Genomic DNA, 19923 nt, shown 5'->3' with positions numbered 1-19923 from the left:
ACCGGGGGGCCGTGCACGGTCAATATCCGTGAGCGGTACGGTCACAGCCGCCGCCCGCCGTCCGGCCTACCGTCCCGCCATGACCGAAATCGACCGGTCCGGCGCCCCGCGGCCCCCGGACCCCACCGGCCGCCGGTGAACGCGCGCCGGGCGGCCGGCGCCGTCCTCGGGGCCGGCGTCCTGCTCTGCCTGCTCGCGGCGGTCGCCGTCACCTCCCTGGGCGTCCGCGTCGACGGCACCAGCATGTCCCCCACCCTCCGGGAGGGGGACCGGGTCCTCGTCGCCCCGGGGTCGGCGGGCGAGGTGAGCCGCTTCGACGTCGTCCTGCTCCGTGCGACCGGCAGGGACGCGCTGCTCGTCAAGCGGGTGATCGGCCTGCCGGGGGACCGCGTCGCCATCGTCTCCACACCGGAGCGGCCCTTCGAGGTCCTCCTCCAGGAACGGGGGCAGGGTCCCGTCCGCCGGGTGGTGGCGTCGCAGTGGGTGGCGCAGGCCCGCCGTACGGGCGCCTGTTGCGCGCCGGACGGGACCCGGTCGGCGCGGCCGGAGCTGCGGACCGTACCCGAGGGCGCCTTCTTCTATCTGGGCGACAACCCCGATCTCTCGGACGACTCCCGGGCGTACGGCTGGGGCGACCTCGGCCGCGTCGAGGGGAGGGTCGGTCTGCGGGCCTTCCCCGTCTCCGCCTCTCCGGGCCTCGGGAACCGGCCCGTACTGGAGGAACACCCGGGGCTCGGAGTCGAGGCCGGGTCGGGGCAGGGGCAGGGGTCGGGGTCGGGGCAGGGGGCCGGGCCCGGGCCGTAGGGGGGTGTCTTCTATCCGCGCGGTGCGAGGCTCTCGTGACCGGTGCTCAGCGCGACCCGCACCACGGTGTCCGCGACGCGGCGGGCCGACTCCTCGGGAGAGGCGGAGGCCTGGACGATGTGGCTGGTGGTCAGCCGGACCGCCGCGTCCACGGCCAACTCGCGCGCGACCGGGTCCACTTCGGGCCAGGCCTCCGTGACGTACGCGTCGGCCATCGCCGTCGCGGTCTCGAAGGCCGCCGCCGAGCGGGTGGTGAGGTAGGGGAGGAGGCCGTCCTCGCCGGTGCTGGTCAGCATGGCCTTGATCAGCGGGTTCCGGCCGGCCAGCGTGAGCGTGAATCCGACGGCGGCCTCCACGGCCGCGCGCAGGTCGTCCCGGTGCGCGTCCAGGCCCTGTTGGATGCCGAGGAGGCAGCGCTCCAGTTCGCGCTGGAACAGTGCCTCGCCGACCGCCTCCTTGGAGGGGAACTCCGAGTACAGCGTCTGCCGGCTGACGCCGACGGCGCCGGCGAGGTGTGCCATCCGGAGCTTGTCGAAGCCGCGCTCCGCCACCGCGTCGAACGCGGCGTCCAGCAGGCGTTCGCGCAGCAGCGTCCGGACCGTCTCCCTGAACCGTGCCATCGGGCCAGCCTAGTCCAGCGGGAATTCTCCCCAGGATTGTCCAGAGTGTTGACACATCTTGAGCAACTGTCCAATTCTCGAACAGGCAGCCACAAAGTGTCATGCGTCTCCGACCGTCCGGCCGCGGGACGCACGGCTGTGTTCACATCCCCACCCGCGCCGACGGCACGGGACGACGGTTGGAGAGCACATGCAGGAAGAGACGAGAGAAGAGACCGGAGAAGAGACCGGAGGGGTCACCCGCTGGCGCAGATCGGCGTTCCTGGCCCTGCCCGCGGCCGCGGCCGTGGCGGCCATGGCCACGGCGATGGTGCAGGGCGCGCTCGCCGCGAACCTCTCGCTGACGAGCGTCCCGTTCACCCTCAGCTCGAAGACCGTGGCCGCGCCGCAGGGCATCGGCGCGGTCCTGCACACCATCGACGCCGGAGGGGCCAAGGGCGCCGCCGAGGTCGGCATCGCCAAGGCGGGTCTCGACGGCATCTGCGTCCACGCCGTCCAGTCGGTCGACCTCCCGGTGATCGGCAGCCTCGGCACCTGGTCGCTCAACATCTCCTCACCGGCGGCGGCGACCCCGCTCACCAGCGACCAACTCGTCGCCGGAGCCGGGCTCCAGGCGAACAAGCTCGTCCTCGACGCCCAGTCCCTCAAGGCGGCCACGGCCACGCTCAACGCGAGCGACACCACCCCGAACGTGATCGGCGCCGCCGCCGACGGCGCCGGGATCAAGGGCACCGGCATCACCGACGGCACCCCGGGCCAGTTCGGCCTGGACGCGACCGGCGGCCGGACCGACATCAAGAACCTCAACGCCGACGCCAACGGCGCCACGATCTCCGGCGCCATCACCCTGCCCGACCTGGCGATCGCGGTCGCCCACGGCGACAAGCCCTGCTGAGCCGAACGTCCGCTGAGCCGGGCGTCCGCTGAGCCGGGCGTTCGCTGAGCCGGGCGTTCGCTGAGCCGGGCGTTCGCCGAGCCGAACATCCTCTGACCGTGCGTCTGCACGGCCTGCCCGTGGCGCCACGGACCGGGGATCCGCGCCCCGCGAAGGACGCGGATCCCCGGCCCCCCGATCCCCGACTGCGAGGGCCCATGACCACCGACCCGCCGCCCGAGCCGACCGGAGCCCCGACTCCCGACTCCGCCCCGCACCGAGCCCGCCGCGCCTTCCGCCGCTGGCGCCGCACCCGGCCCTTCTGGGCGGCCGTCTGGACCGGCGCCGGTGGCTTCGTCGTCTTCTTCCTGCCCATGGCACCGCTCGGCAAGATCCTCCAGGTCGGTGTCGGAGGCATCGCGGGCATGGCCGGCGGTGTCGTCCTCATGGCGATGGCCCTGCTCATCCTGCTGCTCCCCGGTCAGCGCCACACCGCGGGCGTCATCGCCGTGATCGCGGGAGTCGCCTCCTTCCCCCTGTCGAACCTCGGCGGACTCTTCGTCGGAATGTTCCTCTCCGTCCTCGGCGGCTCCATGGCCTTCGCCTGGCTGCCGGAGAAGCCCCTGGGGCGGCGCGGAGGGCTCCTCCGCCGTACGGGGCCGGCCGCCGAAACGCCCGTACCGCCCGTATCCGTTGGGAGCGGATCCGTATGACACGCATGACACTCGCCCGTATGCGAGCCCGTATGAAAGCGAACGGCCCCCGCGCCGCCGCGGACTGGAACTCCCGCATGCTCGCCGAGGCGGCCGACGGCACCCGGCGCGGTACCCGCTGGGGGCGCGGCGCGCTCGCCCTCGTCCCCTCGGCGCTCGCCGTCGGGGTCCTGGGCACGGCCCTCGCGCAGGGTGCGCTCGCCGCCAACTTCAGCGTCACCGGGCAGCCCTTCACCCTCACCTCCAACGGGGTCGAGGGCACCGGCTTCGGCGCCATCGTCAACACCCCGGCCGTCGCGCGCGCGGACGGCACGACGACCACCCACACGGCGATGGCACGCGTCGGTTTCGCGAGCGCCGGGCTCGCCGGACTCTGCGGCATCGTCCACCAGACGATCGCCGGAGTCCCGTACTCGCTGCTCCTGACGGGCGGCCAGAAGGTGACGGCCACCCCGGCCACTCCACCCGGCGCCTTCACCACGGACATCGACGCGTCGAACCTCTACATCCAGGCCACCGAACTCCAGGCGTACGGCCCCACCACCCTCCAGAACGCGGTCCTCGGCCAGTCCGCCGACCAGGTCACCGTGGCCGGCAAGCCGCTCACGGGGGCGCTGCCCGGCGGGTTCGGACTCGGCTCGGCGGGCGGTGAGGGCGACAGCTCGATCAGGCTGCACGGGCTGAACGCGACGGCGTACGACGCCGAGATGGCCGGGGCGCTCGTCCTGCCGGACCTCAGGATCAGGGTCGTCGCGGGAACGGCCACGTCGTGCTGAGCCGGGGCAGGGCCGCGTACGTGTGGTTCCGGGCCTTCCGTCGTACGCGGCCGTTCTGGGGCGGGGTGTGGCTGGTCGCGGGGGGCTGGACCGTGCTCAAGTTCTCCCTCAGCTCGCTCCAGTTGATCGTGAGCACGGGCTTCGGGGGAGTGGCCGGCCATCTCGTCGGCGGCGGGATGATCCTGTGCGGCCTGATCCCGATGGCGCTGCCCGCCCAGCGCTACACCTTCGGACTCATCGGCGTGGTCCTCGCGGTCGTCTCGCTCGTCGTCTCCAACCTCGGCGGATTCCTCCTCGGCATGGCCCTCGGGGTCCTCGGCGGTTCGATGACGGTGGGCTGGGGCGCGAAGCGCCCGCGCCGCGGGGCGGTGGGGACGGAGCCGGACGCGGAGCTGGACACGGAAATGGACGCGGAGCCGGACGTGGAGCCGGAGAGGCCGGTGGGCAGGGCGCTGGACAAGGTGGTGGAGCGGTGACGCGCGCGGTACGGCACAAGCTCGTCGCCGTGACGGCCGCCCTGGCGCTCGCCGTCGCCACGGCCGTCTGTTCCGGGCAGCCGAGCAGCGCCGCCGGCCGGGCGGCCGCCGCGCCCGAGCCGCTGGGCGTGCCGTTCCTGCCCTCCCCGGACCCGCTGCACGTGACCATCGCGAGCATGGTCGCCGTCTCGATGACCGTCGACAGGAACGTCACCATCCGGCTCTCCGACGGCACGACGCGGACGACGACGCAGTACACCTTTACCAAGCTCAAGATCCGTTCGCACATGAGCGTGACCCAGCGGACGGCCGGGCACACCGTCACCATCGACGTGCCGGACGAGGGCTCCCTCGGCGGCTACGACAGTGCGGGGAAGCCCGAGACGACGACGATGTGGGGGAACATCACCAACGTCTGCGTCCGGGTCCTCGTCAAGATCTGCGGCGTGCAGGGGCTGCTCGACTTCTTCGGCTCCCTGATCCCGCTGACGGCGGGGGCCGAGGACTTCGCCGGGGACATCTACGCGATCCGTACGGTCGACGACCACGCGGCCCTCGACTCCACCGACAACCCCGTCCACCTCCCCGGAACCATCACGGTGACCAGCCCGTGAGCCCCCACGACCGCCCCTGGCCGGAAGGGCGTACGCACTGGCGCCGTTCGCTCGCCGTCGCCGTGCCCGCCCTCCTGTCGGCGGCCGGTCTCGGATCCGCGATGGCGAGCGGCGCGCTGGCCGTCGGCCTCCGGATCCAGGACCGTCCCGTCGACTTCACCACCAGCAGTCTGTACGGGACGCAGTACGGGGCCGCGGTCGTCGACCAGACCGTCGTACGGCCCGACGGCTCCACCGGCACCGTGCGCGTGCTCCGCATGGGCTTCGCGGACGGCATGCTCAACGGCCTGTGTCTGAGCCGGCGGCAGCAGATCGGGGGAGCCACGTACACGCTGCTGCTCACCCTCGGCGACGACAACCCCGGCTCCTGGGAGATCCGGACCAAGAACACCGTCCTCGACCTGCGGAACGCCACCGGGGTCCTCGACATGGACGGCATCGTCGACCTCAACGTCAACGGCGCCGACGTGAAGACGGTCAAGGACGCCTCCGGCGCGTACGTAGGCAACCCGCTGAACAGTCCGCAGCACCGCTTCGGCATCCAGGCGCGATACGCCAAGTTCGACCGGATCGTCGGCACGGCCCAGGACTTCCAGATCCCCGGCCTCCTCACCACCCCCCGGCTCGAGCTCGCCGTGAGGCCGGGCACGGTCGCCTGCCCCACCCCGCCGGCACCCGTCGGTACGCCCTGAACGCCGTGAGGGCGGGCCGGGGCCGGGGTCGGGGCCGCACGGCGTAGGGTCCCCACGCCGTACGGCCCGGCGGTACTGCGTAGGGTCCCCACACCGTACGTCCGGCGGGCGGCCGGGCCGATGGCGTCAGGCCTCCGGCATCGCCATCGTGGCGACCGGGGCCGAGGTCGGGCGGGGCGAGCCGCCCTCGGGCTCCACGGTGATGCCGATGCCGGCGGACCGGTTCGCGGGCCCTTCCAGCAGGGTGGTCGAGGTCGTCGCACCCGAGGCCATCAGACCGGCCGACCGCATCGTTCCCCCCACGTCGTACCAGAGCTGGTAGACCTTGCCGTCCGGCGGCGCGGGCATCCCGGCCGCCGCGAACACCGCCCGGTCCAGGGACGGGGAGTGGACGAGCGTGCCCACGGCGCCGTCCGCCAGACGCGCGGTGGAGACCCGGGCGTCGGGCGCCGCCAGCACGGCCGCGACGGCCGCCGCGCTCGCCTCGGCCCGGGTCGCCCGGAGGCCGGCCTCCTCGGCGCGCCGGTACTCCAGGCCCGCGACACCGGCGAGCGTCACCGCGGCGGCGAGCGAGGCGGCCAGTGCCCAGTGCGGCAGCCGGCGCAGGCCGCGGCCGCCGCCGCGGAACCGGCCGTCGCCGCGGAACCGGCCGTCGACCGGCACGGTCACCGGGGGGAGCTGGCGCACGCCCGCGATCCGGCGCAGGACCTCGGCGCGCAGCGCCGGGCCGACGGGTTCGGCGGCGGCGAGGCCGAGCCGCGCGGCGGTCTCCGAGAGCTCGCGGACCTCCTGGGCGCACCCGGCGCAGTGGGCGAGGTGCCGCTCGACGGCCTCCCGCTCCTCTTCCGTGTCGAGGGCGTCGAGGACGTAGGCGCCGGTCAGCGTGTGCAGGTCGCCGGTGCTCATGCCGTCACCCCCAGGCAGTCGCGGAGCCGGATGAGCCCGTCGCGCATCCGGGTCTTCACGGTCCCGAGCGGCAGCGCGAGGAGCTCGGCGACCTCGCGGTAGGTCAGACCGCGGTAGTAGGCCAGGGTGACGGACTGGCGCTGGCGTTCGGTGAGACCCCGGAGGCAGCGCCGTACCCGCTCGCGGTCGAGGCGGTTCTCCACCTCTTCGGTGACCTCGTCGTACGCGGGAGTGTGATCGAGCAGGGCGACCCGCCGGGCCCGGTCCGAGGCCGCCTGTTCGGAGCGCACCCGGTCCACCGCGCGGCGGTGGGCGAGCGTGAGCGCCCAGTTCAGGACGGAGCCCCGCTCCGGCGTGTAGCGGGCGGCGGAACGCCACAGGTCGACCATCACCTCCTGCGTCACCTCCTCGGACTGGGCGGGATCGCGCAGTACGGAGCGGACCACGCCCAGGACCGGCCCGGAGACCTGGTCGAAGACGGCGGCGAAGGCGTCGCTGTCCCCGCGTGCCACCTGGACCATCAGTTCCGGCAGCCCGCCGCCCCGTTCCGGGGCCGGACCGCCGCCGACGCGTGCGTGCTCTCTCACCGGATGTGCCCTCCTGCGTGTCCTCGGGTTCACCCCTGCTTCGGAGCGGCGGACCCGGTGGATTGGTCGGTCCTTCCCCTCTCGTTCTGGTTTCCGTCGTCGGTGTCGGTGTCGGTGTCTGTGTCTGTGTCTGTGTTTCCGTGAGCCGTGGGGAGGCGGCTCAGGGCGCCGGGCCACCACGCGGCCGGGCCGAGGTCCCGGACCAGCGCCGGGACGAGGAGCGAGCGGACCACCAGGGTGTCGAGCAGGACGCCGAAGGCGACGATGAAGGCGATCTGTACGAGGAAGGCCAGCGGGATCACACCGAGCGCGGCGAAGGTCGCCGCGAGCACCACGCCCGCCGAGGTGATCACGCCCCCGGTGGCGGTCAGGCCGAGCCGGACCCCCTCGCGCACGCCGTGGCGCAGCGACTCCTCCCGTACCCGGGACATCAGGAAGATGTTGTAGTCGACGCCGAGCGCGACGAGGAAGACGAAGCCGTACAGCGGCACGGAGGCGTCCGTGCCGGTGAAGCCGAGGACGTGCTCGAAGACGAGGGCCGAAACTCCCAGGGTCGCGGCGAAGTTGAGCGCCACGGTGGCGACGAGGAGCAGCGGCAGCACGAGGGAGCGCAGCAGCGCCACCAGGATCAGCAGGATGATCGCCAGGACCACCGGGACGATGAGCGCGCGGTCCCGCGCGGCGGTGCGCTGGGTGTCGTACTGCTGGGCGGTGGAGCCGCCGACCAGGGCGTCCGCCCCGGGGACGGCGTGGACGGCGGTACGGAGCCGGGCGAGGGTCTGCCGGGCCGCGTCGCTGTCGGCCGCGGTGGTGAGGGTGGCGTCGACGCGGACCCTGCCGTCGACGACGAGCGGCGCTCCGGGGGCCGGGCGGCCCGCGGCGTTCACGGGGTACGCCGAGTCGACCCCCTCGACGCCCTCGGCGGCGGCGACCACTCCGGCGACCGCGCCGGCGTCGGCGATGATCACCGCGGGATTGCCGGCACCGCCGGGGAAGTGGCGGCCGAGGGTCTCCTGCGCGGCGACGGAGGGCGCGTCGTTGACGAAGATCTCGTCGAAGGGGACGCCCCGGGAGTTCAGGGTGGGGGCGAAGGCGGCGCAGGCCAGGAGCCCGGCGAGGGTGACGGCCCAGACCTTGCGGGGGGCGCGGTCGACGAGGGCGGCGATCCGGTGCCAGACGGCCTGACCGCCCTTCGGGGCGGGCGCCGGGCCGGCCGGGGCCGGGGTTGGGGTCGCGTTGGTCGGGGCCGGTTCGGTCGAGGTCTGCTTCGCGTCGGTCGGGGTCGGGGCCGGTTCGGCAGGCGCCGGTTCGGCCGGGGTCTGCGCGGTCGGGGTCTGCTTCGGGCGGGCCGGCCAGTAGGCGGCGCGGCCGGTGAGGACCAGGGCCGCCGGGAGGAAGGTGAGCGTGCTGAGGACCGCGCAGACGATGCCGATGGCGCCGACGGGGCCGAGCGCCCGGTTGTTGGCCAGGTCGCTCACGAGCAGGGCGATCAGGGCGAGGGCGACGGTCGCGGCGCTCGCGACGATCGGCTCGAAGGAGCGGCGCAGGGCCCGGTTCATCGCGGCGTAGCGGTCCGAGCCGGGCGAGGAGAGCTCCTCACGGTACCGGGCCGCGAGAAGCAGCGCGTAGTCCGTCGCGGCGCCGATCACCAGGATGGACAGGATGCCCTGGACCTGGCCGTCGACCCTGAGGACGCCTGCGTCGGCGAGCACGTACACGACGGCGCAGGCCAGTCCGAGGGCGAAGACCGCGCCCAGGATGATCATCAGGGGCAGCAGGACGCTCCGGTAGACGACCAGCAGGATCAGCAGCACGGCGGCCAGGGCGACCCCGAGCAGCAGCCCGTCGATTCCGGAGAAGGCGCCGGAGAGGTCGGCCTGGGTGGCGGCCGGCCCCGCGAGCCACACGGTCGTCCCCGGCACCGAGGCCGCCGCCTCCCGGATCGTGTCGAGCGTCGTCGGCAGGGCGTCGCCGAGCTCCGGCCGCAGCGGGACCACGGCGCGCAGCGCCAGACCGTCGTCGGATGCCAGGGCAGGGGAGGGCGGGCCGGCGACGCCCGGACGGCCCGCCAGCGGGGCGAGGGCCCGGGTCGCCCCGGCGGCCGCGTCGGCGTTCAGCGGCCCGCCGTCCCGCGCGGTCCACACCACGATCGCGGGCACGGTCCCGGAGGTGCGGAACGCCTTCTGCTCCTCGATGACGCGGGTGGACTCCGCGCCGCGCGGCAGGAAGGCCGCCTGGTCGTTGGTGGCGACTTCGCCGAGACGTCCGGCGAAGGGGCCGAGACCGCCGCCCACGGCCAGCCAGGCGACGAGGAGCGCCAGGGGCAGGAGGAGGCGGATTCGGCGGAGGGAGCGTGGCATCGGGACTCCGAGTCATATCTCGACCATTAACTATCTCAATGATTGAGAGAGATTTGTATCATGGTGTTCTCGACGCCTCTTCGGTCGGGGTCGCGAGGTCGGATGCACCGCTTCAGCGGCGCGGTACGCGCAGGGCTCCGAGCTCGTCGTTCAGCGTGTTCAGGAAGCGGAGGGCCACCGAGAGCTCCGCCGGGTCGAACTGCTCCCGTGTGCGCTCCGTCGCCTCCGCCAGCGGCAGGAAGTGCTGCCTGGCCGCGGCCTTCGCCCCGTCCTCGTACCGCACGTGAACGACCCGGCGGTCCGCGCTCTCCCGGGACCTGCGGATGTGCCCGGCCTTCTCCAGCCGGTCGAGACAGGCCGTGACCGCCCCGGAGGTGAGCCCGAGATGCTCCCGGAGCCGGCCCGGCGTCAGTGGTTCGGGGCTGTCCAGGACCACGGCCAGTGCCTGCACGTCCGTGGGGTGCAGCCCCTGTGCCTGGGCGAAGCCGTGCACCAGGCGATTGATCTCGCCCTGCGTCCGCCGCAGCGCGATGGCGAAGCTCTGCAGGTCAGCCGCCGTGCCCTCGGGGGCGGCGGTAGCGTCTCGGTCTTCTTCGCGGGCCACGCGTTCAGCCTATAGACATCGCTCCCGCGCATCCGCCCGGGCCGCGGGCGGAGAAGAATCCATGGTGGCCACCCCCGACGCGGGGGTCCCGGTCCAGCGAGGGTCTGGTACATCCGGATACGTCCGGGGACATCCGGATCCCGCCTGTTACATACGGGTCCGGTACTTCCCGGTCCCGGCACATCCCCGGTCCCGGTACATCCCCCGGTCCCGGCACATCCCCCGGTACGGAACGGAGCACACTCCATGGCGACGGATCCCCGGAGCACCTCCCGCGGCGCCCTCTGTCTGGTGACGGGCGCCGGCGGCTACATCGGCGGCCGGCTCGTGCCCGAACTCCTCGACGCCGGCCACCGCGTCCGCTGCCTCGCCCGCACCCCCGCCAACCTCCGGGACCATCCCTGGGCGGACCGGGCGGAGATCGTCCGGGGGGACGTCACCGACGCGGCGACCCTGCGGCCCGCGTTCCGCGACGTGGAGGTGGCCTACTACCTCGTGCACTCCCTCGGATCCGGGCACGACTTCGAGGAGACCGACCGGCGCGCGGCCCGGACCTTCGCCGAGGAGGCCCGCGCCGCCGGGGTGCGCCGCATCGTCTACCTGGGCGGACTCACCCCCGCGGACGTTCCCGAGGGGGAGCTCTCCCCGCACCTGCGCTCACGGGCCGAGGTCGGCCGGATCCTGCTCGGCTCCGGCGTACCGACCACCGTCCTGCGGGCCGCCGTCGTCATCGGCTCCGGTTCCGCCTCCTTCGAGATGCTCCGCTACCTCACCGAACGGCTCCCCGTGATGGTGACGCCGAGCTGGGTCGGGACCCGCGTCCAGCCCATCGCCGTGCGCGACGTGCTCCGCTACCTCGTCGGCAGCGCGCGCATGCCGGAGGAGGTCAGCCGCGCCTTCGACATCGGCGGCCCGGACGTCCTCACGTACCACGACATGATGATCCGTTACGCGAAGGTCGCCGGACTGCCCCGACGGCTCATCGTGCCCGTCCCGATGCTCACCCCGCGCCTCTCCAGCCAGTGGATCGGCCTCGTCACCCCCGTGCCCGCCGCCCTGGCCCGCCCGCTCGCCGAGTCGCTGCGGTACGAGGTGGTCTGCGGCGAGCACGACATCGCCGAGCACGTACCCGACCCGCCCGGCACGCCCGTCCCCTTCGACCGCGCCCTGACCCTCGCCCTCCAGCGGGTGCGGGAGGCCCGGGTGACCACTCGCTGGTCCTCCGCCTCGCTGCCCGGAGCCCCCAGCGACCCGCTGCCCACCGACCCCGACTGGGCGGGCGGCAGCCTGTACACCGACGAGCGCGAACGGGCCGTCGACGCCGACCCGGAGGCCCTGTGGCGGGTGGTCGAGGGGATCGGCGGGGAGAACGGCTGGTACTCGTTCCCGCTTGCCTGGGCCGTACGCGGCTGGCTCGACCGGCTCGGCGGCGGCGTGGGGCTGCGCCGGGGGCGGCGCGACGCCCAGCGCCTCAGGGTCGGTGACGCGCTCGACTTCTGGCGGGTCGAGGAGATCGAGCGGGGCCGCCTGCTCCGGCTGCGGGCCGAGATGAGGCTTCCCGGCCTCGCCTGGCTGGAGATGCGGGTCGAGCGGGACGACACCGGACGGACCCGCTACCGCCAGCGTGCGCTCTTCCACCCGCGGGGCCTCGCGGGGCAGGTGTACTGGTGGAGCGTGGCGCCGTTCCACGCCGTGGTCTTCGGCGGCATGGCGAGGAAGATCGCGCGGACGGCCGAGCGGGCCGCCGGGACACGCGCGTCCTCGGCCCGTACGCCCGCCGTCGACTCGGCACACCCGTCCTCGGCCGGTACGCCCTCTGTCGACTCGGCACGCCCGTCCTCGGCCCGTACCTCCTCCGTCGACTCTGCACGTCCGTCCACCACCCGATCGGATACGGACACCGGACCTCCGCATCCGTGAACCGGCGTGCCGGAGAAGGGGCGGCACGCACGCACAGCAGCCCACCGGGCCCGGCCCCCGCGGCCCGTCCGGTGGCCGACCTCCGGGAGTGGCGCCATGACCGTCTCCGTCGTCCTCTTCACCTCCGACCTCCGCCTGCACGACCATCCCCCACTGCACGCGGCCCTGGACGGGGCACGGGAGGTCGTGCCCCTGTTCGTCCGCGACCCCGCGGTGGACCGGGCCGGGTTCGCGGCGCCCAACCGGCTCGCCTTCCTCGCCGACTGCCTGGCCGACCTCGACGCCGGGCTGAAGGAGCGTGGCGGCCGGCTCGTCGTCCGCGGCGGCGACACGGTGACCGAGGTCTGCGGCGTGGCGCGGCAGGCCGACGCCGACGAGGTGCACATGGCCGCCGGGCACACGGCCTTCGCCCGGGCCCGCGAGAAGCGGCTGCGGCACGCCCTGGAGTCCGACGGACGCCGGCTGTACGTGCACGACGCCGTGACCACCGTCGTACCGCCCGGGGAGGTCACCCCGCAGGGCTCCGACCACTTCGCGGTGTTCACCCCCTACTTCAGGCGCTGGGCCGCCGAACCGCTCCGCACCCCCCTCGCGGCGCCCCGGTCGGTGCCGGTGCCGCAGGGGCCGCGCTCCGAAGGGCTCCCGTCGCGCGACTCCGTCGCCGACACGTCCGAGGGCCTCGCCGCGGGCGGGGAGGGCATGGGGCGCCGGATCCTCGGGGCCTGGCTGTCCCGGCACGCCGACGACTACGAGGTACGCCACGACGACCTCGCGGGCGACGCGACCTCGCGCCTCTCGCCGTACCTCCACTTCGGGGCCGTGTCGGCGACCGAGGTGGTCCACCGGGCGCGGGCCCGCGGTGGCGCGGGGGCCGAGGCCTTCGTACGACAGCTGTGCTGGCGGGACTTCCACCACCAGGTGCTCGCGGCGCGGCCGGAGACGGCCGTCGAGGACTACCGCCCCCGGCTCGACCTCTGGCGGCGCGGCGAGGAGGCCGAGGCGGACCTGCTCGCCTGGCGGGAGGGCCGGACCGGCTACCCCGTGGTGGACGCGGCCATGCGCCAACTCGCCCACGAGGGCTGGATGCACAACCGGGGCCGCCTGCTCGTCGCCTCCTTCCTCACCAAGACGCTCTACGTCGACTGGCGCGAGGGCGCCCGGCACTTCCTCGGCCTCCTGGTGGACGGCGACGTCGCCAACAACCAGCTCAACTGGCAGTGGGTGGCCGGGACGGGGACCGACAGCCGGCCCCACCGGGTCCTCAACCCCGTGCTCCAGGGCAAGCGGTACGACCCCCACGGCGCCTACGTCCGCCGCTGGGTCCCGGAGCTGGCGGACCTGCCGGGCGCCGCGATCCACGAACCCTGGCGGCTGAAGGGCCTGGAGCGGGCCTCGTACGAGTACCCCGACCCGATCGTGGACCTCGCCGAGGGTCTCGCCCGCTTCCGGCACGCCCGGGGCAGGGACTGAGGCTGGGCCGGGACCGGGGCCGGGACCGGGGCCGGGGCGGGGACTGAGGCTGGGCCGGGACCCGCGGGCCGAGGCAGGGACTGAGGCTGGGCCGGGACCCGGGCCGGGGCAGGGAGGGGGCGAGGCGATGGCTGAGGCCGGTGCCGGGGCGGGGCCGAGGGCGGGCAAGCGGGAGATACGACGCACGATCGATGCGAGTTGAGGCACCTCCTTCCTGGGCCGGACGCTGAAGGAGCCGGGCGCACCGAGCCCCGGGAGGAGGCCCCGCCATGACCGCCGTACTCACCCCCGTCCGTCCCCTGGGCCCGTGCTGCCCGCCCGATGTCCGCGACTCGCGAGACGTGGGCGGCGTGCCGGACCCGGGCGGGGTGCCGGACGTGGGCGACGCGCCAGGCGTGGGCGACGCGCCTCGGGGAGAGCCGTGCGACGCGCTCTCCGACGAGGAGATCGGCCGGGGGCTCGCCCGCGGCGACGAGCACTGCCTCGCCCTCGCCCACCGGCGCTGGGCGGGCCTCGTGCACACCCTGGCCGCCCGCGCCCTGGGCGACCCGCGCGAGGCCGAGGACGTGACCCAGCAGGTCTTCCTCGCCGCCTGGCGGGGTCGTGCCGGCTACCACCCCGAGCGCGGCCCCGTGCCCGCCTGGCTGGTCGGCATCACCCGGCGGAAGACCGCCGACGCCCTCACCGCCCGGACGCGCCGACTCGCCCTCGTCGCCGCCGCGGGCGCGGCCCTGCCGCCGGCCGCCGGCACGCGGGAGGGGCCCGAGGACGTCCTCGACCGGATCGTGGTCACCGGCGAACTCGCGCTCCTGCCGCGCGTCCAGCGCGACGTGCTGACCCTCGCGTTCTTCGGGGACCTGACACAGACGCAGATCGCCCGCCGGACGGGCCTGCCGCTGGGCACCGTCAAGAGTCACGCGCGCCGGGGACTCCAGCGGATGCGCCGCAGCCTCGACGCCGCATCGGCCACGGGCGGAGCGGCTTCGGGCGGAGCGGCCTCAGGCGTGGTGGCTTCGGGCGGGGCGGCTTCAGACGGAGCGCTCGCGGGTGGGGCGCTCGCGAGCACGGCGGGCACGGGCGGGGCGCTCGCGGACCGGGCGGCCGCCGGCTGAGCGGCACCGGAGGAAACCGGGCCCATCCGACGGGCCCGCGGCACCGAAGTACTGGCAGGGGCACCTCACGTACCGATCGTCGAGGGGTCCGGACACGAAGGGTGGAGACGATGGACCGGCGAAGTGTCGCGGTGGTGGGCGGGGGAGTGGCGGGACTGACGGCGGCGCACGTGCTGTCCCGGGCGTACGACGTCGTGCTGTACGAGGCCGAGGGGCGGCTCGGCGGCCACGCCCACACGCACGAACTGCCCACCCGCGAGGGCGGCACCGTCCGCGTCGACACCGGATTCATCGTCCACAACGAGCGCACCTACCCGCACCTGCTCCGCCTCTTCCGCGAACTGGGCGTCTCCACGCAGGACTCCGAGATGACCATGTCCGTACGGTGCGACGGCTGCGGCCTGGAGTACGCGGGCGCCCGGGGCCCGCGCGGTCTCCTCGGCGGTGGCAACCTCCGGCGCGGACGGTACCTCCGGATGCTCGCGGACGTACCCCGTTTCCACCGTGCCGCCCGGCGGCTGCTCGCGACCGGGGACGACACGGCGACGCTCGGCGCCTTCCTCCGGGACCATCACTTCTCCCCGTATTTCACCGGGCACTTCGCCATCCCCCTCGTGTCGGCCGTCTGGTCCTGCCCGGCGGACACGGCGCTGCGCTACCCGGCGGCGTACCTCTTCCGCTTCCTCGACCACCACGGGCTCCTCTCCCTCAGCGGCTCCCCGCAGTGGAAGACCGTCACCGGCGGATCCGCCGCCTACGTCGACCGCGTGGCCAAGGGGATCGCCTCCGTCCGGACCGCCACGCCCGTTCGCGCGATCGCCCGTGGCACCGACCACGTGCGCGTGACCACCGAGGACGGCGAGACGGCCACCCACGCGGCCGTCGTCGTCGCCGTCCACGCCGACCGGGCCCTGCGGCTCCTCGCCGACCCCACCCCCGACGAGCGGCGCGTCCTCGGCGCCTTCACGTACTCCCGCAACCCCACGGTCCTCCACCGGGACACCTCCGTACTGCCCCGCTCACCGCACGCCCGCGCCTCCTGGAACTACCGGCTCCCCTCCTGCACGGCCCGGCCCGACACCGTCCAGGTCAGCTACGACATGAACCGGCTCCAGCGGCTCCCCGTCAGCGAGCCCCATCTGGTCACCCTCAACGCGGACGACCGGCTCGACCGGTCCGCCGTCCTGGCCCGCACGGTCTACGAACACCCGGTCTACACACCGGAGTCCGTCGCCGCGCAGCGCGAACTCCCCGCACTCCGGACCGCCGTCACCGCCTACGCCGGCGCCCACCACGGCTGGGGTTTCCACGAGGACGGCTGCCGCTCCGGCGTCGAGGCGGCCCGAGCGCTGGGGGTGAGGTGGTGACCACCCACTCCGCTGCCCACTCCTCCGCCGACGCTCACGCCCACGCCTCCGTTGACGCCCACTCCTCCGCCAACGCTCACGCCTTCGTTGACGCCGACGCCGACGCCCACTCCTCCGCCGACGCCCGGGCCGCCGTGCCGGTGCCCGCGTCCACGCCCCGCGTCCCCGCCCTCTACCTGTCCGAGGTCGTCCACACGCGCGTGCGCCCGATCCGGTACGGGTTCCGCCACCGGACGTACCTCTGGCTCGTCGACCTCGACGCCCTGCCGAGGCCGCCCCGCCTCCTGCGCCCCCTCGCCCGCTTCGACCCCCGCGACCACTTCGACGGCACGGCACCGACCCTGCGCGCGGCACTCGACGGGTACCTCACGTCCCACGGCGTACGGAACGCCGACGGCCGGGTCCTGATGCTCGGCCACGCGCGCGTGTTCGGGTACGTGTTCAACCCCCTGACCCTCTACTGGTGCCACGACCGGGCCGGGAGCCCGGTCTGCGTCGTCGCCGAGGTGCACAACACCTACGGAGGGCGCCACTGCTACCTGCTGCGCCCCGACGCGCACGACGGCGCACAGGTCGCCAAGGACTTCCCCGTCTCGCCGTTCTTCGACGTCGAGGGCGGATACAGGATGCGACTGCCGCTCCCCGGCGACCGCCTCGACCTCACCGTCCAGCTGTGCCACGACGACGGCTCACGGCCCCTGACGGCCACGGTCCGCGGACGGTACCGCCCGGCCACGACGCGCACGCTGCTGGCCGTCGCGCTGCGCCGGCCGTGGTCCACGGCCGCGGTCTCCATCGGCATCCGGTTGCACGGAATCCGCCTGTACCTCAAGGGACTTCCCGTCCATCCGCGCCCCCGTAATCAGCCGGAATCCCGGTCCGAGCCCCGGCCAGGGGCCCGGCGCCGCTGCACCTGGTCCACCTCGTCCACGCACTCCACGCACTCCACGCACTCCACGCCCTCCACGCCCTCCACGCCCTCCACCTCGTCCACGCCCTCCACGCCGTCCACCCCATCCACCCGAGAAGGCACGCTGTGACGTTCTTCCTCCCCTCGGTCCGTCCGGCCGACGCCGTACGCGGCAACCCGACCGTGGATCCGGCGCGCTGGCCCGACGTCGCCCGGCTTCCGCGGGTCTCCGCCCTGCGTACCGCCGTCGCCCGGCGGATCGTGGAGCGCGCCCTCTCCGGGCTCCCGATCCGCGTCCGTCAGGGCGGCGGCCCGGCCCTCACGATCCCCGCGCAGTCCGCGCCCGCGGAGCCTTCCGCCCCTTCCAAGCCCACCGCCCCTTACGAGCCCACTGTCCCCACCACCCCCTCCGAGCCCACTGTCCCCACCACCCCCTCCAAGCCATCTGCCCCCACCGCCCCGTCCAGCACTCCGCCCACCCTCACGCTCCACGACCCCGCCGCCTTCCACCGGCGGATCGCCGCCCGCGGTCTCATCGGCTTCGGCGAGTCGTACATGGCGGGCGAGTGGGACAGCGACGACCTCGCCGGGCTCCTCACCGTCTTCGCCGCCCACGTGGACGAGTTGGTGCCCGCCCCCCTGCGCCGGCTGCGCGGTGCCTGGGTCCGCCGCAGGCCCGCCCACGACCGCAACACCCTCGACGGGGCACGGGAGAACGTCCACCGGCACTACGACCTCTCCAACGAGCTGTTCGGCCTCTTCCTCGACCCGAGCCTCAGCTACTCCTCGGGCGTCTTCGCCGCGCTCCCCGCCACGCCCGAGCTCCACACCGCAGCCCAGCACCGCAAGATCGACCGGCTGCTCGACCTGGCCGAGGTGGGCCCCGGGACCAACCTCCTGGAGATCGGCACCGGTTGGGGAGAGCTGGCCATCCGCGCGGCCGCCCGGGGAGCCCGCGTCCTGACCGTCACCCTCTCCGCCGAACAGCGCGCGCTCGCCCTGCGGCGGATCGCCGACGCCGGCGTGGCCGACCGGGTGACCGTCGAGCTGCGGGACTACCGGGAGGTCGAGGGCAGCTACGACGCGGTGGTCAGCGTCGAGATGATCGAGGCGGTCGGCGCCGAGTACTGGCCCGCCTATTTCGGCGCGCTGCACCGCCTCCTCGCCCCCGGCGGGCGCGTCGCGCTCCAGGCCATCACGATGCCCCACGAGCGGATGCTCGCCACCGCGCGCACCCACACCTGGATCAGCGCGTACGTCTTTCCCGGCGGCCTCATCCCCTCCCCGACGGCCATCGTCCGGGAGAGCGCTGCCGCAGGACTGCGCATCACCCGCGACACCGGATTCGGCGCGCACTACGCCGAGACCCTGCGCCTGTGGCGGGAACGGTTCCTGCGGGAGGCCGAGGCCGTCGAGGCTCTCGGCTTCGACCGTGTCTTCCGCCGCATGTGGGAGCTCTACCTGGCGTACTCGGAGGCAGGGTTCCGCGCCCGCGCCCTCGATGTGCGCCAACTCCTGCTGGTCAGGGACGGAGACAGGGCGTGACCGGCGTCGACGCGGGTGCCCTCGGCCTCAACCTGGCGGTGTCGGCGGGTGCCGCGCTCGCGGTCATGCTGCTGACCTTCGCCGTCGCCACCGTGAAGGGGGTGCACCGGATCGTCGACGTCGCCTGGGGTCTCGCCTTCACCGCCGTCGCCGTGGTCACCTGGTTCCTGTCGGCCGGGTACGGGGACGACGGGCGCCGGATCGCGGTCGTCCAGGCGACCGCCGTGTGGGGGCTCCGCCTCTCCGCGCACATCGCCCGGCGCGGACGCGGCCACGGCGAGGACCCCCGGTACGCCCGCATGCTCGCCCGCGCCCCGGGCAGCCCGACGCTCTACGCCCTGCGGACGGTCTATCTCCTCCAGGGCGCCCTCGTCTGGCTCGTCTCCCTCCCCGTCCAGGCCGCGGCGTACCTGCCACGGCCCCTCGACGTCCTGGCCCTGCTCGGGCTCGCCGTCTGGGCCGTCGGTCTCTTCTTCGAGGCCGTGGGGGACCACCAGCTCGCCCGGTTCAAGGCCGACCCCGCGCACCGCGGGCGCGTCATGGACCGGGGGCTGTGGAGCTGGACCAGGCACCCCAACTACTTCGGTGACTTCCTCGTCTGGTGGGGTCTGTATCTGACGGCCTGTGCGACCTGGCAGACTGCGGCCCTCACGGTCGTCTCCCCTCTCGTCATGAGCGGCCTGCTCATCCGGGGAAGCGGCAAGCGACTCCTGGAGGCCCATATGGCGCAGCGGCCCGGATACGCGGCCTACACGGCCCGCACGAGCGGGTTCTTCCCCCGGCCACCGCGCCGGCGCGCGAGCGGGACGGTCGCGCGATGAACGGCTGCCGCACACGGCGTGCCGATCCGAGCGCCCTGATCGTCCGCAGCGCGCCGGCCGTGCCCACCGCGGCCGTGCTGCTGCTCCACGGCGGCCGAGCCGACGGTCCCGAGCCGCCGCCCGCGCTCAACCTGCCGGCGCTGCGGATGCGCCCCTTCGCCGCCGCCGTGACCCGGGCCGTCCGGGGCCGGGACGTGCTGGTCGCCGAGGTGCGCTACCGCCACCGCGGCTGGAACGGGCCGCGCGCGGACGCCGCCCGGGACGCCGAGACGGCCCTCGCGCGCGTCCGGGAGCAGGCGGGGTCCGTGCCCGTCGTCCTGGTGGGCCACTCCATGGGCGGTCGCGCCGCGCTGCGCGCCGCGGGCGACCCTGCCGTCCGCGGGGTCGTCGCCCTGGCGCCGTGGTGCCCCGCCGACGAGCCCGTGGACCACCTCGGCGGCCGGCGCCTCTACGTGCTCCACGACGAGACCGACCGCGTCACCTCGGCCCGCGAGTCCTGGGACTTCGTCCGCAGGGCCCGGGCGGCGGGCGCCGACGCGGCGGGCATCCCGATGCCGACCGGCGGCCACGCCATGCTCCGGGGCGCCGACCTCTGGCACCGCCGCGCGGCCGAACTCACGGCCGCGCTCCTCTCACACGGCTGAGGCCGCTCGACCGGTGCGCGTCGACTGATGGCTGACGACCGGTGGCTGACGACCGACGACCGACGACCGGTGGCTTGGCTTCGTTGACTTCAAGCGCCGCCGTTTGTC

The 19923-nt window shown here is 74.4% G+C and carries 19 protein-coding genes and 1 pseudogene; 15 read left to right on the top strand and 5 right to left on the bottom strand.

Annotated elements, in window-relative coordinates; translation table 11 throughout:
• The first annotated feature begins 135 nt into the window (after positions 1–135).
• Positions 136–804 carry a signal peptidase I gene (gene lepB / locus OG361_RS06325; protein WP_405852324.1) on the top strand — a complete coding sequence of 223 codons (669 nt, stop codon included), beginning with the start codon at positions 136–138 and terminating at the stop codon, positions 802–804.
• A gap of 11 nt (positions 805–815) precedes the next feature.
• Here lepB and OG361_RS06320 read toward each other — a convergent pair whose 3' ends face one another.
• Positions 816–1424 (bottom strand): TetR family transcriptional regulator, encoded by a 609-nt coding sequence (locus OG361_RS06320; RefSeq protein WP_405852323.1) that lies wholly within the window; start codon positions 1422–1424, stop codon positions 816–818.
• Between the two features lie 190 nt (positions 1425–1614).
• On the opposite strand from OG361_RS06320, the gene OG361_RS06315 reads away from it, so the two are divergent.
• From OG361_RS06315 to OG361_RS06290, 6 genes are all read left to right on the top strand, one after another.
• Positions 1615–2319 (top strand): cholesterol esterase, encoded by a 705-nt coding sequence (locus OG361_RS06315; protein WP_405852321.1) that lies wholly within the window; start codon positions 1615–1617, stop codon positions 2317–2319.
• A gap of 197 nt (positions 2320–2516) precedes the next feature.
• Positions 2517–3011 carry a DUF6114 domain-containing protein gene (locus OG361_RS06310; RefSeq protein ID WP_405852320.1) on the top strand — a complete coding sequence of 165 codons (495 nt, stop codon included), beginning with the start codon at positions 2517–2519 and terminating at the stop codon, positions 3009–3011.
• 32 nt (positions 3012–3043) lie between these two features.
• Complete coding sequence (locus OG361_RS06305) at positions 3044–3787, top strand: DUF6230 family protein (RefSeq protein WP_405852319.1); 744 nt, start codon at positions 3044–3046, stop codon at positions 3785–3787.
• Positions 3781–4263 (top strand): DUF6114 domain-containing protein, encoded by a 483-nt coding sequence (locus OG361_RS06300; protein WP_405852318.1) that lies wholly within the window; start codon positions 3781–3783, stop codon positions 4261–4263. The genes OG361_RS06305 and OG361_RS06300 overlap by 7 nt, the downstream gene beginning before the upstream one ends.
• Positions 4260–4877 carry a hypothetical protein gene (locus OG361_RS06295; RefSeq protein WP_405852317.1) on the top strand — a complete coding sequence of 206 codons (618 nt, stop codon included), beginning with the start codon at positions 4260–4262 and terminating at the stop codon, positions 4875–4877. The genes OG361_RS06300 and OG361_RS06295 overlap by 4 nt, the downstream gene beginning before the upstream one ends.
• A complete protein-coding gene (locus tag OG361_RS06290; RefSeq protein WP_405852316.1) occupies positions 4874–5569 on the top strand; it encodes a DUF6230 family protein in 696 nt (231 codons plus the stop codon). The genes OG361_RS06295 and OG361_RS06290 overlap by 4 nt, the downstream gene beginning before the upstream one ends.
• Positions 5570–5695: 126 nt before the next feature.
• Here OG361_RS06290 and OG361_RS06285 read toward each other — a convergent pair whose 3' ends face one another.
• The 4 genes from OG361_RS06285 to OG361_RS06270 all read right to left on the bottom strand — a co-directional run bounded on the left by OG361_RS06285 (position 5696) and on the right by OG361_RS06270 (position 10026).
• The gene (locus tag OG361_RS06285; protein WP_405852315.1) at positions 5696–6475 is read right to left on the bottom strand and encodes an anti-sigma factor domain-containing protein; all 780 of its coding nucleotides are present in this window, start codon (positions 6473–6475) and stop codon (positions 5696–5698) included.
• Positions 6472–6996, bottom strand: a complete 525-nt coding sequence (sigK, locus tag OG361_RS06280) for an ECF RNA polymerase sigma factor SigK (protein ID WP_405862106.1) — start codon at positions 6994–6996, stop codon at positions 6472–6474. The genes OG361_RS06285 and sigK overlap by 4 nt, the downstream gene beginning before the upstream one ends.
• Before the next feature lie 95 nt (positions 6997–7091).
• Positions 7092–9422 (bottom strand): MMPL family transporter, encoded by a 2331-nt coding sequence (locus tag OG361_RS06275; protein WP_405852314.1) that lies wholly within the window; start codon positions 9420–9422, stop codon positions 7092–7094.
• A 112-nt stretch (positions 9423–9534) separates the two neighbouring features.
• On the bottom strand, positions 9535–10026 hold the full coding sequence (locus OG361_RS06270) for a MarR family winged helix-turn-helix transcriptional regulator (RefSeq protein ID WP_405852313.1): 492 nt from the start codon (positions 10024–10026) through the stop codon (positions 9535–9537).
• A 246-nt stretch (positions 10027–10272) separates the two neighbouring features.
• Between OG361_RS06270 and OG361_RS06265 the strand changes: the two genes are divergently transcribed.
• The 8 genes and pseudogenes from OG361_RS06265 (at position 10273) to OG361_RS06230 (ending at position 19815) form a co-directional block, all read left to right on the top strand.
• Positions 10273–11946 carry an SDR family oxidoreductase gene (locus OG361_RS06265; protein WP_405852312.1) on the top strand — a complete coding sequence of 558 codons (1674 nt, stop codon included), beginning with the start codon at positions 10273–10275 and terminating at the stop codon, positions 11944–11946.
• A 96-nt stretch (positions 11947–12042) separates the two neighbouring features.
• Positions 12043–13416 carry a cryptochrome/photolyase family protein gene (locus tag OG361_RS06260; RefSeq protein ID WP_405852311.1) on the top strand — a complete coding sequence of 458 codons (1374 nt, stop codon included), beginning with the start codon at positions 12043–12045 and terminating at the stop codon, positions 13414–13416.
• A gap of 269 nt (positions 13417–13685) precedes the next feature.
• Positions 13686–14384: pseudogene (locus OG361_RS06255) on the top strand (sigma-70 family RNA polymerase sigma factor); the annotation flags it as partial.
• 254 nt (positions 14385–14638) lie between these two features.
• Entirely contained in the window at positions 14639–15895 is a 1257-nt protein-coding gene (locus tag OG361_RS06250; RefSeq protein WP_405852310.1) for an NAD(P)/FAD-dependent oxidoreductase, read from the top strand.
• 140 nt (positions 15896–16035) lie between these two features.
• On the top strand, positions 16036–16935 hold the full coding sequence (locus OG361_RS06245; RefSeq protein WP_405862104.1) for a DUF1365 domain-containing protein: 900 nt from the start codon (positions 16036–16038) through the stop codon (positions 16933–16935).
• On the top strand, positions 16932–18350 hold the full coding sequence (locus OG361_RS06240; protein WP_405852309.1) for a class I SAM-dependent methyltransferase: 1419 nt from the start codon (positions 16932–16934) through the stop codon (positions 18348–18350). The genes OG361_RS06245 and OG361_RS06240 overlap by 4 nt, the downstream gene beginning before the upstream one ends.
• Complete coding sequence (locus tag OG361_RS06235; protein ID WP_405852308.1) at positions 18347–19171, top strand: DUF1295 domain-containing protein; 825 nt, start codon at positions 18347–18349, stop codon at positions 19169–19171. The genes OG361_RS06240 and OG361_RS06235 overlap by 4 nt, the downstream gene beginning before the upstream one ends.
• Complete coding sequence (locus OG361_RS06230) at positions 19168–19815, top strand: alpha/beta hydrolase (protein ID WP_405852307.1); 648 nt, start codon at positions 19168–19170, stop codon at positions 19813–19815. Before OG361_RS06235 ends, OG361_RS06230 begins: the two co-directional genes overlap by 4 nt.
• Positions 19816–19923 lie beyond the last annotated feature (108 nt).

The organism is Streptomyces sp. NBC_00090, assembly GCF_045160815.1.
Classification (GTDB): domain Bacteria; phylum Actinomycetota; class Actinomycetes; order Streptomycetales; family Streptomycetaceae; genus Streptomyces.
This window is presented reverse-complemented; position numbering and strand designations above follow the sequence as displayed.